Origin of the sequence: Algoriphagus lacus (assembly GCF_003583985.1) — a bacterium.
Classification (GTDB): Bacteria; Bacteroidota; Bacteroidia; order Cytophagales; family Cyclobacteriaceae; genus Algoriphagus; species Algoriphagus lacus.
In genome coordinates this window covers 122340-139316 of sequence record NZ_QXML01000001.1, presented here as the reverse complement: position 1 = coordinate 139316, position 16977 = coordinate 122340, and the positions used below count along the sequence as shown (strand labels likewise).

The window sequence follows — 16977 nt, the reverse complement described above, 5'->3', positions numbered from 1 at the left end:
AAAAGACATGAACTCACCGCTCGTATCCATCATTACCGCAACCTACAATTCCAGCCACCTGCTGAAATATGCGATTCAAAGTGTGTTGGACTCATACTTTCAAGATTGGGAGTTGATTGTAGTTGGGGATTGCTGTACCGACGATACTGAGGAGCTGGTTAGGAGTTTTGGGGATCCGAGAATTTCTTTTTTCAATCTGGAGCAAAACAGTGGGCAGCAAGCTAAGCCCAACAATTTTGCTTTGGAAAGAGCCCGTGGACAATACATCGCTTTTCTCAACCAGGATGATATGTTTTTCACTTTGCATCTTCGGGAATGTGTTGCTGAGATTCAAATCAGCGAAGCCGATTTTTTAATCGTTCCTGGACTGGAAATTCTTCCTTCAAAGAAGGAGAATCTGGAAGAAGGAAAAATTGAAGCCCAATTGTGCAGTGTTCATCCCGACGGGAATTTTTCAGCGAATGTATTCAGTGTGGCTTCCACTTGGTTTTTTAAGAGATCCCTTGTAGATCGGTTGGGCCCATGGAAGATGGAAAAAGATCTCTACGTTACTCCTTCCCAAGAATGGCTTTTTCGGGCTTGGAAATCGGGGATAAAATTTCATTTCCCCGCCCGGTGTGGGATTTTGGTTATTATCAGTGGTGCGCGAAAGGGGTCCTATAAAATGAACTCAAGTTTCGAGCATGAATTTTTTTACCAAAGGCTAAATGATCATGCTTTGAAGTCCAAGCTTTACGAAAGGGCCGCAATTTTTGTATCTAAAAAGCTTCACAAGGAATTGTTCTTTGATCCCAAGTTGTTGATCAAAAGGCTGGGAGGCTACCAATTGGATTGGTTCCTGAAAAAGTTGGGGATCCATCCGACGGCGGTTCGTTTCCGATTTGCTTGGGGTAAAAAGGGGGGTCTGATTGAGTATGCCCGAAAGAATTCCGGCCTTTAACTCGAATAAAAACTTTACTTTTTGGGCATTCCCTACTCAGTAAAATCTTTTGCAAATATGATTTTTATCATGATAAAATTTGGCAAAAAATGGAAATAAAAGGTCAAATTTAGACTAGAATCGCAGTGCACCCATCAATTCTTAGTCTACTTTGCCATGAAAAAGATCCTTAAAAACGCTCCTGTATTCTTCCTTTTTCTTTTTGCCGCATCTCTGCTTAACCCGGTTTTCGGACAGGATACCCAGAAAGTTGCTCCAACCGACACCACCCAACTTGCAGCTGCCGATACGACTGCCAAAAAGGAAAAAGCTGATCGAAAAAGAAAAGATTCTTTTGTTGTTTACATTGGAGCAAATGCTAATGAGTTGAGCGTTTCGCCCGATCAGTTTAACTCAGACACGGAGTTGGGCTATCAATTGGGCTTTAATTACAGAAGAGGAAAATTTTTGTATTGGGGTGCCGGGGCAAAATATACGAATGCAATTTATGGACTGAAAGCGGTGGACAGTGCTTCCGACTCCTCGTCCATTTCTGTTAAAAGCATCGATATTCCGCTTACTGTAGGACTGGATTTATTGTTTTTTACAAGCCGACTCTTTACCGTGCGCACCTTTGTGGGCGTAGTTCCTTCTTTTGTGCTGAATGTAACAGATGATTCAGGGCTTGATATAACCAAGGATGACTTGAATACTTTCAACCTCCTTGGTCAAGGAGGGATTGGAATTGATATCGCCTTCCTCGATATCGAACTAGGATATAATATGGGTTTCCAGGATGTGTTAAAAGATCAGGAATCGAAACCCGGGCAAGCATTTGTCAATCTGGGATTCAGGTTTTAGCGATTCTCTGCTTGATCTGTACCCTGAATCTGTGAGTTCTCCCTTTCTCATCCGGATATAGGAAGAGATAAGGGCAAGTTGAGTCAGGAAGTCGTCTTATTTCTGCCGAAAAGGAGCTTTCCCCTCCCGCTCAGGCAAGAAGAAAAAACGTTTAGCCATATGGGTATTTTCAAATCTACCAAAGAAGAAAATGGAGGGCCGTATTCCCGGGAAAATGATCCTAACAGAAATGAGCCACGAAAAATCCCCTCCTCAAAGACCTGGCTGATTTTTATCGGGATTCTGATTCTTAATTACCTGGTAGTGAATTTCTTTTTCCCTGACAAAGAAGAGGCGATTACCATTCCTTACACCTTGTTCAAAGAAGAAGTAACGAAGGGAAATGTAAGGTCAATTTACTCCAAAGGAGAACTTATCTCGGGTAAATTTACCACTGAAGTCAGTTATACAGCAGCAGCGTCGCCAGACGGGAAAGTCCCAGAGCCCGAAAAAATTCTTGAGTTTAAAACTGTCGTTCCGGCTTTTGCCGATCAAGGGTTGGAGGCTTTATTGGCTGGGCATCAGGTGGAGATATTGGCTGATCCGGTATTGGATGAGAGCAATTCTATCTGGTCGCTTTTGGCTTCATTTGGTCCTGCTCTGCTGATTATTGCTTTTTATATCTGGTTGTTTCGAAAAGCTCAGGCAAGGGGTGGTTTTGGAGGTTTGATGGGAATGGGTGAGAGTAACGCAAAAATATTTGATGTAAGGACAGAGGAGCGAGTCACATTTGATGATGTGGCGGGGATAGATGAAGCCGAAAATGAACTGGTTGAAATCGTAGATTTTTTGAAAAACCCTGAAAAATATACCCGATTGGGCGGAACTGCACCGAAAGGAGTTTTGCTCGTGGGTGCTCCCGGAACCGGAAAAACGCTTCTTGCTCGGGCTGTGGCAGGAGAATCAGGAGTTCCGTTTTTTTCAATGAGTGCTTCCGAATTTGTGGAAATGATCGTGGGAGTAGGTGCGGCTCGGGTTCGAGACCTATTTAAGTTAGCTCGGGAAAATGCCCCCTCCATCATTTTCATTGACGAATTGGATTCTATCGGTCGGTCCCGTGGACAGTACATCGTGGGCGGAGCGAGTGAGCAGGAGCAGACCCTCAATCAAATTTTAACAGAAATGGATGGTTTTTCCAGCAAGGAAGGGGTCATAGTTTTGGCTGCGACCAATCAACCGGATATTCTGGACAAGGCACTTCTTCGTGCAGGTCGTTTTGACCGAAGGATTGTGATCAATCCTCCGGATAAAACCGGAAGAATCGCCATTTTGAAAGTCCACACGCGCAAGGTTCCCTTGGATAAGAAGTTCAGTTTCGAAGAAATCGCAGCCATTACACCTGGATTCACGGGTGCAGACCTCAAAAATCTCGTCAATGAGGCAGCGCTTCAAGCCGCACATGAAAATGCCGAGAAGGTCACCACGGAGCATTTTATGAATGCGTTGGAAAAAATTGTTCTGGGGCCGGAGCGACCAATCCTGCTGAGTAAAGAAGATCGGGAGCGGATCGCCTACCACGAAAGCGGGCACGCTATCCTCGGACTTTTAGTTCCCGGAGCCGAACCCGTCAATCGGGTGACTATCGTCCCGAGAGGTCAGGCCTTGGGAGTGACCTATCAGCGACCTGACCGGGATAAGTATAATTATGAGGAAGAATATCTCCGGGCTCGGATCATTGGGATTTTGGGAGGTCGATCCGCTGAAGAAGTGGTTTATGGGACGAAAACTACCGGAGCTGAGAATGACATTGAGCAGGCCACCGAAATTGCTTGGGGAATGGTAACACGCTGGGGAATGAGTGATGAGTTGGGATTGGTTCAGTTAGGACCAACTCAGAATGAATATCTAGGGGTTTCTTATGGAGATCTCCCCTATACCTACATTGAAGAAACTGCCAAAAAGATTGACGCGGAAATAGTCCGAATCATCAATGAATGTCATGATGAGGCTATTCGATTGCTGAAATTGCATCGAAAAAAGTTGGATGCCCTTGCCAACGCATTGCTTGACAAAGAAACATTGGAGGAAAAGGAGATTTTGGAAGTGACCGGACTGCCACCCGCACCTGATCTGGAGATCAAAAAGCACTAAGAGCCATTCAATAACCCATTCTTTCGCTTTAGGAAGGTGGCCAATTTTCAAAATTTGATGAGATTTGGCTGAATTAAAACTTCCGCAGATGAAAGCACTTCTTACCATCGGACTCTTGGTACTTTCCAACACTTTTATGACTTTGGCCTGGTACGGTCATCTGAAATTTGCAGAGTGGAAGTGGTTTAACAAGCTCGGCTTGGTTTCCATTATTTTGATCAGCTGGGGGATTGCTCTTTTTGAATACATGTTTCAGGTTCCGGCTAATAAAATCGGTTTTTCCGGAAATGGTGGGCCATTTTCTCTGGTCCAACTGAAGGTCCTGCAAGAAGTCATCACCTTGCTCATTTTTATGATTTTTACCCTGATCGCCTTCAAAAATGAAACCCTAAGGCTTAACCACCTGATCGGAGCAATCTTCCTTGTGCTTGCAGTTTACTTTATTTTCAAAAAGTAGTGCGGCAAAGCAACCCCTATCCCTTATTTACAGTCTTCTGAAAAATCCCTTCTCATGTCATTAGAAAACAATAATAAAGACCTTACCCTTGATCCTGAAAACTGGGACCAAATGCGCGAATTGGGGCATCGGATGATTGATGACCTGTTTGAGTATTGGAAAGGAATCAGGGAAGAGAAAATCTGGAAGCCCATTCCGGCCGAAGTCAAAGATTTTTTGGATCAGCCCATTCCTGAAAAAGGCCAAGATCCGGAAGAAGTGTATCAGGAGTTTAAGCAATTCATTTTTCCCTACAACAAGGGTAACGTGCACCCCCGGTTTTTTGCCTGGATTCAGGGGACGGGTACCCCGCTGGGAGTTTTGGCGGACTTGTTGGCCTCCGGAATGAACCCGAATGCGGCCATTGGGGAGCACTCCGCGATGTATGTGGATCGGCAGGTAGTCAACTGGTGTAAGGAGTTGATGAATTTTCCGAAGGAGGCATCAGGAATTTTGGTCAGCGGAGGCTCCATGGCTAATATCACAGCCCTTACTGTTGCAAGGAATTCTTTTAGGGATGAAAAAATCAGAAGCAAAGGACTAAAAGCCGCCTCTGCCCAACTGGTTCTTTATTGCTCAGTCGAAACGCACTCCTGCATCCAAAAAGCCGCTGAAATCATAGGACTTGGTACTGATGCTGTCCGGAAAATCGGAGTGAATGAGCGGTTTGAGATGAGAACAAATGAACTGGAAGCGCAAATTCAGGCTGATTTGCAAGCGGGTTTGCTGCCATTTTGTATTGTAGGCACTTCTGGTACTGTCAATACAGGAGCGATTGATCCGATGGAAGAGCTTTTGGAGATTTCAAGAAAATACGGAATGTGGTTTCATGTGGATGGGGCCTACGGGGCTTTGGCCAAATTGGATTCGAAGTATTCTGGGCGGTTGAAAGCCATAGAGGAAGCGGACAGTTTGGCCTTTGACCTGCACAAGTGGCTATATGTCCCGTATGAAGTAGGATGTACTCTGATCCGGGATGCCAAAAAGCATCGGGAATCTTTTGCCGTTACACCGAATTATTTGCTTCAGGAAAGCAGAGGACTTGCCGGAGGCTTGGATTCCGTCAATAATTATGGGTTTGAGCTTTCCCGAGGATTCAAGGCACTAAAAATCTGGATGTCGCTCAAAGAGCATGGACGGGAAAAGTACGCTCAAATGATTGCCCAAAACAACCGACAGGCGGAGTACCTCGCACATCTGGTCAATCAACATCCTGAATTGGAATTGACCGCACCGGTTTCCATGAGCATCACCTGCTTCCGAATGATCCATCCGGACTTCTCCGAAAGTCAACTGAGGGAATTGAATCGGGAGATTCTGCTTCGACTTCAGGAAGAAGGCATTGCTTCACCAAGTTCTACCATTTTGAATGGGAAATTCACTCTGCGAGTGGCAAATGTCAACCAACGAACCCGTATGGAAGACATGGATTTGTTGGTGAGAGAGGTGCTTAGAATTGGCGGAGAAATTCAAAATTCTGGCACTTAAATCCGTGTTTTGATCGCGATTGGCTTAATTTTAGCTGATGGCAGTTGAACCTTTAAAACCGATTATGAAAACTTTAAAACTACTTGTTCTTGTATTTGGGCTAGCCCTTTTTGCTACACTTGAGTCACAGGCTCAGGAAGTCGGTATCCGATTTGGAAACGTAAATGGGAACAATGTCGCCCTGGATGGGGTATTTGCACTGGGTGAGTTCAGCAGAGTTCACGCTGATTTGAGCTTCGGAAATGACGGTGTGGGTATCGATGCACTTTGGAACCCGGTTTATGATGACATCGCGTCATCGGATTTCAAATGGTATGCGGGTTTTGGTCCATCGCTTTTCCTTTCGGAAAACTTTAGATTCGGAGTAGCAGGAGAAATTGGTGCTGAGTATCCGTTTTCGGAGATTCCTTTGACCATCGGTTTGGATTGGAGACCTTACTTTATTTTGGTGGAAGACACCAGTTTTGATGCTGGTGGGTTTGGTCTAAACATCCGCTGGAGATTGAATTAATTCGTCAACAAAATAGATTGGAGCGGGAAAACCCGCTCTTTTTTTTGCCATGGAATTAATCATACAAGGCGAATTTCAATTGGAAAAATTTCCCGGAAAAGGGGGATGGACTTTTATTCGCCTTCCCGTTTCCGTCCTTCCATCGTCAAAGGTCTTTGGAATGATTAAAGTGTCCGGAACTCTTGATGACTTTGAATTTGAAGGAAAACACCTCATGCCCATGGGAAATGGGTTTCTTTTTTTACCGGTAGCCAAAGTGATCCGAACTGCAATCCGAAAAGAAACAGGTGATAAAGTCCGGGTCAGACTTTACCGCGATGAAATTCCAAGTACACTCCCGGAAGAATTGGTGGCTTGCCTGGAGGATGACCCCGGTAAACTTTCCCTTTTCAATCAACTCACCGAACCTGAACAGAAGCACTGGATTGAATATATCTACAGTGCCAATTCGGTTGAAGCCAAAGCCCATCGGATCGTCAGACTACTTTCCGAACTGGGATCAAAGGCTTAAAACTCCACTATTATCCCTACAGTAGGCAGGATGTTTCCTGCGGGATTATCGATCAACTTCAACTGATAGCGACTAGGGTCGTTTGGATCAACTAGAATATTTCCTGAGTCATCTCTGACAGGAATAAGAATCGGTGCTTGCTCTGCCTGGAAGTTGTAAAGGTTTTGGATGTCCACATACCAGTTTAGATTCCAGCGATCAAAGAAATACTTCTTGTCAATTCGGAGATCCAGTTGGTGAAAAGGATCCAGTCTGATTGCGTTGATTTGAGAATAATCAAGGATTCCTGAATTTCTAAGATCCCAATTGCTGATCAGACTCGATTCTTCCAAATCGAACGGGGTGTATGGGGTTCCACCCAAAAATCTCCATCGGGATCCGATCTCCCAGTTTTTACCAAATCGCTTTCCTGCACTCAGGCTGACAATGAATTTATTGTCCCAAGAGGAAGGCACAAAACCATCGGTGTTTGGGTTGGTGAATTCACTTCTCACCAAGGTAAGCGCTGCAATTCCATAGAAATTGTTAAAAAAGCGCTGCTGTGCAAGGAACTCTAAACCGTAGGCCCTTCCTTCAGAATTGGACTCAACAGGTTCATTGCCAATCACACCAAAATCTGCTCCCAGATTAGCCAGAGAAATGCCGTTTCGGATGGAGGAAGGGTAATTGCTGTACTTTTTGTAAAAGGCTTCTGCAGTGAATCGGCGGTTTTTCTCAGGCACCAATAATTCAATTCCACCAATGATTTGAGAATTTCGGATGTATCGGACGTCATTTTCCTGATTGACCAAATCACCTTCATTGTCCCGGAAGCCGAGTACCGAATAAGAGGGTTTTTGGTAATAGATCCCTGCATTGGCCGTAGCAAAGAGGTTTGGCCTCAACTGATAGGAAACAGAAACTCTTGGGCTGATTTGATTTAGGGGATTTGAAGCGGTTTCGGCAAAATCTGCTCCATCCATCCGAATTCCTCCGGTAATCAATAACCTTTCTCCGTAGAAGTTTTTACTTCCCGAAATAAATGCCCCGTACTGGTTGAAAAAAGAAGTTGATTCTACATCGATCACACCACCTGTGGTAGAAAGAGTCGATCGGTCAAAGTTGCTGATGAAGTAGCGCGAATATTGGTAATTCACTCCGTACTTGATGGTGTATCCTTTTCCAAAAATGCTGTTTTCAGCCCGGAACTTGTTTTCGGATTCCTGAGAGGAATAGTCAAAAAGCAAATTGTCTTCCGTGCTTTCGTCATTTCCTGCATATTTGATGGATTGGTTGTTCAGCATGTTTCGGCTGAGCACAAAGGTCCAGAAACCATTTTCCCGGAATCGTTTCAACTTTACTCCGGTTGTATAATTCCACTGGGTTTGGACAGGAAGTACATCAAGTAGGTAAAGCCGGTTTTCCCGTTCTTCTTCTGTTTCGTCTTCCGGAATATCCTCATTCAGCTCAAAATTGTCTATGGCACCAACCCCGATGAAGGTCAATTCGGTTTTCTCGTTGATTTTGGTGGTGGTTTTTAACTGAAAATCATTGAAAGTCGGTAGAAAGGGAAGTCCCAAAAGTCTGAACAGTCCCTGGAGGTAAGATCTTCTTGCGGAAAGTGAATAGGTGGTTTTTTCGGATAGAGGCCCATCATTGGATAAGGTCAATTCTGAGGCACCAACAGTCAATTGGGTAAACATCTTATCCCGACGTCCCTCCTTGAGTTGGATGTCAAAAAACGAACTCATGGCATCCATCCTATTGGCTGGGAAGCCACCTGCGATCAGATCCACATTTTTAATCAGGTTCACGTTAAGAATTCCCACAGGTCCACCGGATGATCCCTGAGTAGAAAAGTGGTTGATTACAGGCACTTCAATCTCATCCACAAAAAATTTATTCTCATTAGGTGCTCCTCCCCGGATCAAAATATCATTTCGGAAGGATGGGGTACTTGCCACGCCTGGAAGTGCTTGAATAACTCTTGAGATATCCCGATTTCCTCCCGGATAGCGCTCAATTTCGTTGGTGTTGAGTTTTCTTACTGAAAGTGGCGTCTCTTCCGATCGGGTAAATTCACTGCTCACCACGACTTCGCTGAGGTCTGATGCCTCCTCTTCCAGCTGAAAATCAAGCTGTGTCGCTCTGGCCAAAGTCACTTGCACCTCGAAAACGGAGGAGGTTTTATATCCTACAAAACTCGCTCGGACGTTGTACAATCCGGGAGGAATATTTTTTATTTCGTAGAACCCGTTTTCATCGGTGATGGCTCCCAGATCCGTCTCAAGTACCAAAATATTTGCAAATGCAACAGGTTCATTGTTGATTGGATTGAAGGCTTTTCCTCGGATGATACCCTGTGAAAATGCCTGAATGGATGACATAAAAATGACCAAAATGGCCAATCTGATTTTCATGTGTGTAGTTGGTTTAGGTCTAGAATCAAAAAACGGGATTAAAGTTTCGTCAATGACAAAAATTTGACAAAAATCAACGGATTCAAGCCGTTTGTTGCTCTTTTACTCTCCAAAGTCTCCACCAAGGAGTACCGGGTGAGTCGTGATGCTCGTAGTGGTATCCAAAAAAGTAGCAACTGATAAATGCCCAAAAGTGATTTTTGGATTGGGAGCGAGAATGATGTTTGTTGTCGCTTTCTCCCATATGAGGAAGGTAGGTTCCAAAGAAAAAAAGCTGGAGTGTAGATAAAATCGCAGGAAGCATCCAAAAGACAATCAAATTTTCGGTTGGAAGAAAAAGCTTCAGAACATTGAAGGTAACTGCCATCAGTAGGATCTGCCAGATCGTTACATACTGACGGATAAAGCTTAAATACCAGATCAAAAATTTTCCTGACGGGTGGTAATCCGGATCCTGATCGGTAGCTACAAACCGGTGATGCTCGTGATGTTTAGGGAAGAGTTTCCAGTAGAAGTTGTAGGAGAATAGCATCGCTGCAATCCAACCAGTCACATGATTTAGTTTTTTGTTGGACGAGACGATTCCATGCATGGCATCATGAGCCGTGATAAAAAGTCCGGTATACAAGTGCATCTGCACGACTATTCCGATATAGGTCAGGGGATTGGACCAGCTGAGAGGGAAGTAAAGTAAGAAAACGAGTGATGTTGCCCAGAGCAGGATAATTCCCCAACCGATTAATAGTCCTTTCGGATCTATGGAAAAGGAATTGGATGGCTTAGCCGAATTCATGGCTGAAGTGTTGATCAGAAAGTAAGAATTCGCTCTTTTACCTGTTCCATCAGCCACATCGGAGTAGAAGTGGCACCGCATATCCCTACCGATTCGTTTTGGCCAAACCAAGAAGCTTCAATTTGCTCAGGATTAGACACGAAATATGTGTTTGGGTTTCGCTCTTTGCAGACGTTGTAAAGAACCTTTCCATTGGAGGATTTTGTCCCGCTTACGAAAACGATTTTGTCAAATTTTTCAGCAAAAGCCCGGAGTTCTTTGTCCCGGTTGGATACCTGCCTGCAAATGGTATCGTTGGTATTAACCGCGATTCCGTTTTGGGTCAGAATATCATTGATTTCGTAAAACTTGTCAGTGCTTTTGGTAGTCTGACTGTAAAGGGTAAGATTTTTCGGAAGACTTGGGATATCCAATTCTGAAATATCCTGAAATACGACCGCTTTGTTATTGGTTTGACCCAATAGGCCAATCACTTCTGCATGGCCATGTTTGCCATAGATGTAGATCGTTTCGTCTTTATCAAAGGAATTTTTAATCCGATTTTGCAGTTTCAATACGACTGGGCAACTCGCGTCAATAAGGGTAAGGTTATTATTGATTGCCAGTTCATAGGTTGATGGGGGTTCGCCGTGAGCACGGATCAGAACTTTTTCATCCTTCAGTTCATGCAGATCACTGTGGTCAATAATTTTCAGGCCTTTTCTTGTAAGCCGGTTAACTTCTTCGTCATTATGGACGATGTCACCCAAGCAATAGAGATACCCCTGCTCGTCCAGTATTTCTTCGGCCATTTCTATGGCATAGACCACACCGAAGCAAAAGCCTGAATGGTCATCGATTTGTACCTGGAGATTTTTCATAGCCTATTAACTTCAGTAGGTTTCAATTGTTTTTGGCTTCGAATCTTTTCGAATATACTGATATTCATGAGAAACAGGGTCATGGAGTAAACGGTATCCTCAATTGGAACCGTCCAAATCCGGATTCCCAGATTTTCCGCATTGTTGTAAATGACTACCGGTTCTTCTGTAAGTCCTCCGGTAAGTATTCCATTGCAGAGCATCAAAGGAATGAGGTGTACGAGGTATGCGAAAATAAATCTTCCCAAATACCGGTCATTGAAAATCAGAAAATGAGCAAGCAATGTCCCAGCCCCCACAAACATATTCACAGAAGTGTACCATTTGTCCATATGAAGGATTCCCATACCGATCAAAAATGGCACAGTAATATAGACAACAGGTTTTGCCAAGGGTTGAAAGTAATCTTTGGGGAAGAAGTAAATCAGGACCTCGTAAATGAAAACGCAGGCAAATGGGACCACAAAGAAAAACATCCATTCTTCCAGTGGTAGGTCAAGAAAGAAAATTCCTAGGACATAGCGGGAGTTGAATTCCCAGACCCCAATCTGTGTAAACCAGTAATCCCAAACAATGAAAAAAGCAGCCGTAATCAACAAAGCAGGGAAAAGCGCATACCATTTTGTAGCATATTGAATCCGGTGCTCAAATGACTGGGCCAAAGGATAGGACAATGCAAACAGGATTACTCCGAGGTAAACAAACTTTTCCATTAGACGAGACCCAGTTTGGATTCAAAATAGGTTCCTATCAAAAGTGACAATTTTTGGGAATTAGGAATTCGGATGCGCTTCTGCGTAATGGTTTCAGCTGGAAGTCCTTTGATTTTATCAAACAGTTTTTGGTAATACAAATAGGCTACTCGTACTCCCAGTTTTGCCCCAGAGGGAAGTCCTTCAATCCCAATCAACGAATCGTTGAAATCTTTTTGAATATCTTCCTCGATCAGGCTTTTTGCTGGTTTATCGAATTGGGTAAAATCCACCCCGGGAAAATACACTCTCCCACGCTCTTCATAATCACTTTTAATGTCCCGTAGGAAATTGACTTTTTGAAAAGCTGCTCCAAGCTTGCAGGCAGGTTCTCGAAGACGCTGGTACATTTGGTCATCTCCCTCACAAAATACTTTCAAACACATTAACCCGACCACTTCGGCAGACCCATAGATGTATTCGTTGTATTTAGAGTCGTTGTAAGTTTTGAAGTCCAGGTCCATTTCCATGCTATGCAGGAAAGCTTCGATTAAGTCAAGATCAATTTTATACTTATTGACCATCAGCTGAAATGCGTGGAGAACCGGATTTAAAGAAATCCCGCTTTCGATTGCCTCGTAGGTGTCTTTTTTAAACCGAGCTAGGAGCGCTTGTTTGTCTTGATTGTGAAAGGTGTCCACGATTTCATCGGCATACCTAACAAAACCATAAATGGCATAAATAGGCAAATGGAACTTCTTGTCCAGAGTTTTGATCCCCAGCGTAAAACTGGTGCTGTAGCGCTGAGTGATCAGTCGGCTACATTCCAGAGTGGTTTGGTCGTAAAGCGCTATAGCATCCATTGCTTTAATATACCTTTTTGTCTACAAATTGTTTTCTTTCATCACTTCCTTGGCCACAACCCTGCCAGAAATCAGCGATGGAGGAACACCTGGGCCCGGCACAGTCAATTGACCGGTATAGTACAGATTTTTCACTTTTTTGCTTTTCAAAGAAGGCTTTAAAATCGCAGTCTGAAGTAAGGTATTGGCCAATCCGTAGGCATTGCCTTTGAATGCGTGGTAATCTGATTTGAAATCAGAATGTGCATAGGAACGTTTGTAAATAACATGGGAGCGAATTTCTTGTCCGCTTATTTTTTCCAATCGATCCATGATGATGTCGTAATATTTTTCCCGCATTTCCTCTGAATCCTCCAGATTGGGAGCCAGCGGAACCAGCAGGAAAAGGTTTTCCATTCCTTCCGGAGCTACTGTTGGATCGGTGATGGATGGTACCGATGCATAGAAAAGGGGTTTTTCAGGCCAACGGGGATTCGTATAAATTGCATCTGCATGAGGACCAAGCGGCTCATCAAAGAAAAGATTGTGGTGTCGGAGGTTGGACAATCGTTTGTTGACTCCAAGGTAAAAGAGCAAACTGGATGGGGCCATGACCCGCTTGTCCCAGTAGTCTTCAGAGTAATTACTGTAATTTGGATTCAGCAAATGTTTATCCACATGGTGATAATCAGCCCCAGCCACTACGATATCTGCATTGATTTTTTCCCCAGACTTTAAACGAACTCGTCTAGCCTGACCATTTTCCACTTCAATTTCTTCCACTTCTGCAGAATAGCGGATCTTAACTCCTTTTTCCTCCGCAAGCGAAACCATTCCTTTGATGATTTCATGCATTCCATTTTTTGGGTACCAGGTGCCCAAGGCAATGTCAGCATAGTTCATCAAGCTGTATAAAGCAGGGATGTTTTCGGCAGTTTCACCTAAGAAAAGCACGGGAAACTCCATCAAGCGTATGATTTTGTCGTGTGTAAAATATTTACGCACGTGCTTGGCCATGGACTGGAAGATATCCATTCGGATCATGTCTACCAGTAGACCAGGAGAAGTAAATTCAAAAAGTGATCTGCTTGGTCTGTTGACCAAATCGTGGATTCCGACTTCGTACTTGTATTTAGCCTGAGCAAGAAACTTGTCCAGCTGACCTCCGGCACCGGGCTCAATCTTGTCGAGCATGGCTTTAAAATCCGATAAATCTGCCGGAATATCCAAGACATCCTCTTCTCCATATATCACGGCATAGGAAGGATCCAGGCGGAGTAGATCATAATAATCTGAGGGCCTTTTGCCAAAAGCGGCGAAGTAATCTTCGAAGACATCCGGCATCCAATACCAGCTTGGACCCATATCAAAAACAAACCCCTGGTGTTCGAACTTTCTAGCTCGACCACCTGGGGAATCATTCTTTTCTAAAATGGTGACTGAACAACTAGTTTTATCAGCCAGATAGGTGGCTGCCGATAGTCCCGCGAATCCGGAACCAATGACCACCACTTGTTTTTGAGACATAAGATCAATTTTTATGCTTGTACACCATCAAGTCTTCCTTGAGTAGTTTGCGGGCAATATGGATCCTATTTTTTACAGTTCCAATTGGGATTTGAAGCTTATCTGCAATCTCATGGTATTTGAATCCACGGAAATGCATCATGAAAGGAGTTTTATAAACATCTTCCAACTTTTCAATTGCGGTTTGAATGTCATCCATTGCGAAGCTTCCAAACACACCGTTTTCAATCAGTGCATCGCTGGAATTGATGTAGTGAAGATTGTCTGTTGTATCTACAAAAGTTCCTCTTCTCACCATACGCTGATAGTTGGTGATGAAGGTATTCTTCATGATGGTGTACAACCATGCCTTTAGATTAGTACCATCAGTAAATTTGTCTCTGTTTGTAAAAGCCTTAACCATGGTGTCTTGCAAAAGATCATTCGCATCGTCCACGTCTCTGGTAAGTTTCATGGCAAAAGGCTTCAACGAACTGGAAAGCTTGTTAAGTGAATAACTGAATTCTAGAGTTGTCATGGCTGCTTTGTTTTGTTTAATCAAATGTAACAATCATTAAACAAACCGCAAGTGTTTTGTTGAATTTTTTTTCAATTAGATTAAACAAAAGTTGATGAAGGGTCGAAAAGTGTGCTGAATCGCTGTATATACATGAAAATGGGCCTGAGAATGCCAACCTGAGAAATTACAATAGCCTGACAGCAGTCTGGAATAGCCCTTTGAAAAAACTATAATCAAAGAAAAAGGCTCTTTTTGATGAAGAACCTTTTTGTATAAAGTGGAAATTGGAGCTGAATTATTTTTCCTGATGAACTTCGCTTAGTTCTTCCAGCATCTCTTTGATGTCCCGGATGTAGTTCATCTGGCGGACATTGGAAGGGAACGTCAGGTCTTGGCCGATCACCTGATATCCGGTCACCAGAATCTGGGAATCGGAAAACCGTTCTGAAAGTGAGTTGATGTACTCCTGTGCATATTCTGCTGAAGGGGAAGTGGTGATCACCGTCAACAGAAATTCAGGTTGATGGACTTTGTACACGGACAGCAGATCGTCCTTGGGAGTACTTTGACCCAAGTAAATGACCTTGTGACCTTTCGATTTGATTAGGTAACTCGCAAAAAGCAGTGAAATTTCATGTAATTCTCCTTCCGGAAGAAAGAGTAAGAATTTTTTTCCTCCATTAAACCTTTTTTGTCCGTCGATCGCAACGATCATTTTTTGACGAACAAGATTGGATATAAAGTGCTCTTGGGCAGGATTGATAGCCCCTGTTTGCCATAGCACTCCAATTTTGGACATGAACGGATAAATAATATTGAGCATGGTCTGCTCAAATCCAAGTTTGGAAATATTGCCTGACAGCACCTTGTCAAATCGCTCTTCGTCCATTTCAATCATTGAGATTGTCAGGGCATGGATTTGATCATCGTGAGTCAGTGACCGTTCGGTTAGTTTTATTACTTCATTTCGGATTTCATCCGAAGCCATTGAAGCAATTTTGCTGATCTTGACTCCATTGTCATTTAACAATGCCACATTCAAGATCAACTTGAGGTCATCGTCGTCATAGAACCGAATATTGGTATCCGTGCGTTTGGGGCTAAGCAAATTGTAACGTTGCTCCCATATACGCAACGTATGGGCTTTTATGCCTGACAGTTGTTCCAGATCCTTGATCGAATAGGTGCTCACTTTTCTTCGTTTTTAAAGAATTCTTTGGGTACTACAAACAATCCAAACGAGACAGCGTCTTCTTTTTGATTTGTTCGATGATGAGCCTGATGGGCTTTGAAAATGCCTTTCAGGAATGTGTTATTAGGCCGGTCAAACCATTTTAGCCTTCTGTGAACCAATACATCATGCAAAATGAAGTATAAAATTCCATAAAGACTGATTCCCATGCCTATCCAGAATCGGTAGTCAAAATTGTCTACCCCGAGTAAAATCAGAACTACAGCAATGCTTCCAAATAGGACAGAAAACAAGTCATTCAGCTCAAAGAAAGTCTTTGAAGGCTGATGGTGAGTCTTATGAATCATCCAAAGAGGACCATGCATCAGGTACTTATGGATGAACCATCCAGAAAATTCCATGGCTGCAAATCCCAGTATTATGAACCCTATTGCTGTAATCATTATCGTGATAACCAGAAATTTGAAGTTTTGTTAGATAATAAATTCAAGATCAAAGTATGTGTTCAGAAATAAAGTCCTTTAATCCATCGAATCAAATGTCAAGGGTAAGATTTAAAACTGCAAAGAACAAAATCAAAGCCATTATTAGAGGGAAGGCAATTGGGTTTGATTTTTCGAATTGGGCTTTCCTATAGATCAAATGGATCAGGAATGATACGCCAAACCAGCCCAAATAATTGCCTGGAGGTATAATGTCAAACTTCCATGCCCAAAAATCCAAGGCCACAGCTACCGGCTCCATGATGTAATCGAGGCAGGTCATCGCAGTGGCACCAAGGATTGCTGCGTAGATGTCATTCGGGATTTTATGAAATAGAGTTCCTGTAAGGTAACTAAGAATAAACCAATTAACGCCTATGATAATGGGGACGTCCCAAAGCTTAGTTCCCAAGGTAGGGCCATAGACATAGTCCCCATAAAGGTAGCCGGTGTGGATTCCGATCAATTCCGAACCGAAACCTATCCAAAAAGCGGCAGCAGCAAAAACTGGGAAAGCATCATTCCAACCTTTATGGAAGAATAAAATCAGGAACAGGGAAATCAAAAGCTGGGTTGGAGTGAGTTTCAGAAACAATTCCTGGAACTCTGGCAGACTTAGGCCAATTACCCCGACCAGATGAAGTGCAATGATCACCACTTTGGCAATCAATACTCTGGAAATCCGGGATTCCCCACGAGAAGGGACGTATTTATGCATAATTAATCAGGTGGGCGAAGTTTCGTTTTGGGATTCCTAACTTTACTGCCTCTTTAT

General features: G+C 43.3%; 17 protein-coding genes. 7 read left to right on the top strand and 10 right to left on the bottom strand.

Features of this window, described 5'->3' with window-relative positions; translation table 11 throughout:
• Nucleotides 1–7: 7 nt before the first annotated feature.
• The 7 genes from D0X99_RS00515 (at nt 8) to D0X99_RS00485 (ending at nt 6916) form a co-directional block, all read left to right on the top strand.
• Nucleotides 8–940: a glycosyltransferase family 2 protein gene (locus tag D0X99_RS00515; protein ID WP_147392168.1), complete on the top strand. Its 933-nt coding sequence runs from the start codon at nt 8–10 to the stop codon at nt 938–940.
• 156 nt (nt 941–1096) lie between these two features.
• Complete coding sequence (locus D0X99_RS00510) at nt 1097–1780, top strand: outer membrane beta-barrel protein (protein WP_119475694.1); 684 nt, start codon at nt 1097–1099, stop codon at nt 1778–1780.
• 159 nt (nt 1781–1939) lie between these two features.
• Complete coding sequence (gene ftsH / locus D0X99_RS00505) at nt 1940–3910, top strand: ATP-dependent zinc metalloprotease FtsH (protein ID WP_119475693.1); 1971 nt, start codon at nt 1940–1942, stop codon at nt 3908–3910.
• A gap of 88 nt (nt 3911–3998) precedes the next feature.
• Entirely contained in the window at nt 3999–4367 is a 369-nt protein-coding gene (locus D0X99_RS00500) for a DMT family protein (protein WP_119475692.1), read from the top strand.
• A gap of 54 nt (nt 4368–4421) precedes the next feature.
• Nucleotides 4422–5894: a pyridoxal phosphate-dependent decarboxylase family protein gene (locus D0X99_RS00495; protein WP_119475691.1), complete on the top strand. Its 1473-nt coding sequence runs from the start codon at nt 4422–4424 to the stop codon at nt 5892–5894.
• A gap of 64 nt (nt 5895–5958) precedes the next feature.
• The gene (locus tag D0X99_RS00490) at nt 5959–6405 is read left to right on the top strand and encodes an outer membrane insertion C- signal (protein ID WP_119476358.1); all 447 of its coding nucleotides are present in this window, start codon (nt 5959–5961) and stop codon (nt 6403–6405) included.
• 49 nt (nt 6406–6454) lie between these two features.
• A complete protein-coding gene (locus tag D0X99_RS00485) occupies nt 6455–6916 on the top strand; it encodes a DUF1905 domain-containing protein (RefSeq protein WP_119475690.1) in 462 nt (153 codons plus the stop codon).
• Here D0X99_RS00485 and D0X99_RS00480 read toward each other — a convergent pair.
• The 10 genes from D0X99_RS00480 to D0X99_RS00435 all read right to left on the bottom strand — a co-directional run bounded on the left by D0X99_RS00480 (nt 6913) and on the right by D0X99_RS00435 (nt 16920).
• A complete protein-coding gene (locus D0X99_RS00480) occupies nt 6913–9315 on the bottom strand; it encodes a TonB-dependent receptor (RefSeq protein ID WP_119475689.1) in 2403 nt (800 codons plus the stop codon). The genes D0X99_RS00485 and D0X99_RS00480 overlap by 4 nt on opposite strands.
• 82 nt (nt 9316–9397) lie before the next feature.
• On the bottom strand, nt 9398–10108 hold the full coding sequence (locus tag D0X99_RS00475; RefSeq protein WP_119475688.1) for a fatty acid desaturase: 711 nt from the start codon (nt 10106–10108) through the stop codon (nt 9398–9400).
• Nucleotides 10109–10122: 14 nt separating this feature from the next.
• Nucleotides 10123–10968 carry a 4-hydroxy-3-methylbut-2-enyl diphosphate reductase gene (locus D0X99_RS00470; RefSeq protein ID WP_119475687.1) on the bottom strand — a complete coding sequence of 282 codons (846 nt, stop codon included), beginning with the start codon at nt 10966–10968 and terminating at the stop codon, nt 10123–10125.
• Nucleotides 10965–11681, bottom strand: a complete 717-nt coding sequence (locus D0X99_RS00465; protein ID WP_119475686.1) for a lycopene cyclase domain-containing protein — start codon at nt 11679–11681, stop codon at nt 10965–10967. The genes D0X99_RS00470 and D0X99_RS00465 overlap by 4 nt, the downstream gene beginning before the upstream one ends.
• Complete coding sequence (locus D0X99_RS00460) at nt 11681–12523, bottom strand: phytoene/squalene synthase family protein (protein ID WP_119475685.1); 843 nt, start codon at nt 12521–12523, stop codon at nt 11681–11683. The genes D0X99_RS00465 and D0X99_RS00460 overlap by 1 nt, the downstream gene beginning before the upstream one ends.
• Before the next feature lie 21 nt (nt 12524–12544).
• Nucleotides 12545–14029 (bottom strand): phytoene desaturase family protein, encoded by a 1485-nt coding sequence (locus D0X99_RS00455; RefSeq protein ID WP_119475684.1) that lies wholly within the window; start codon nt 14027–14029, stop codon nt 12545–12547.
• Nucleotides 14030–14033: 4 nt separating this feature from the next.
• Nucleotides 14034–14546: an RNA polymerase sigma factor gene (locus D0X99_RS00450; RefSeq protein WP_119475683.1), complete on the bottom strand. Its 513-nt coding sequence runs from the start codon at nt 14544–14546 to the stop codon at nt 14034–14036.
• A 277-nt stretch (nt 14547–14823) separates the two neighbouring features.
• Nucleotides 14824–15720 carry a MerR family transcriptional regulator gene (locus D0X99_RS00445; RefSeq protein WP_119475682.1) on the bottom strand — a complete coding sequence of 299 codons (897 nt, stop codon included), beginning with the start codon at nt 15718–15720 and terminating at the stop codon, nt 14824–14826.
• Entirely contained in the window at nt 15717–16163 is a 447-nt protein-coding gene (locus tag D0X99_RS00440) for a sterol desaturase family protein (RefSeq protein ID WP_119475681.1), read from the bottom strand. Before D0X99_RS00440 ends, D0X99_RS00445 begins: the two co-directional genes overlap by 4 nt.
• Before the next feature lie 91 nt (nt 16164–16254).
• Nucleotides 16255–16920 carry a carotenoid biosynthesis protein gene (locus tag D0X99_RS00435; protein WP_119475680.1) on the bottom strand — a complete coding sequence of 222 codons (666 nt, stop codon included), beginning with the start codon at nt 16918–16920 and terminating at the stop codon, nt 16255–16257.
• Nucleotides 16921–16977 lie beyond the last annotated feature (57 nt).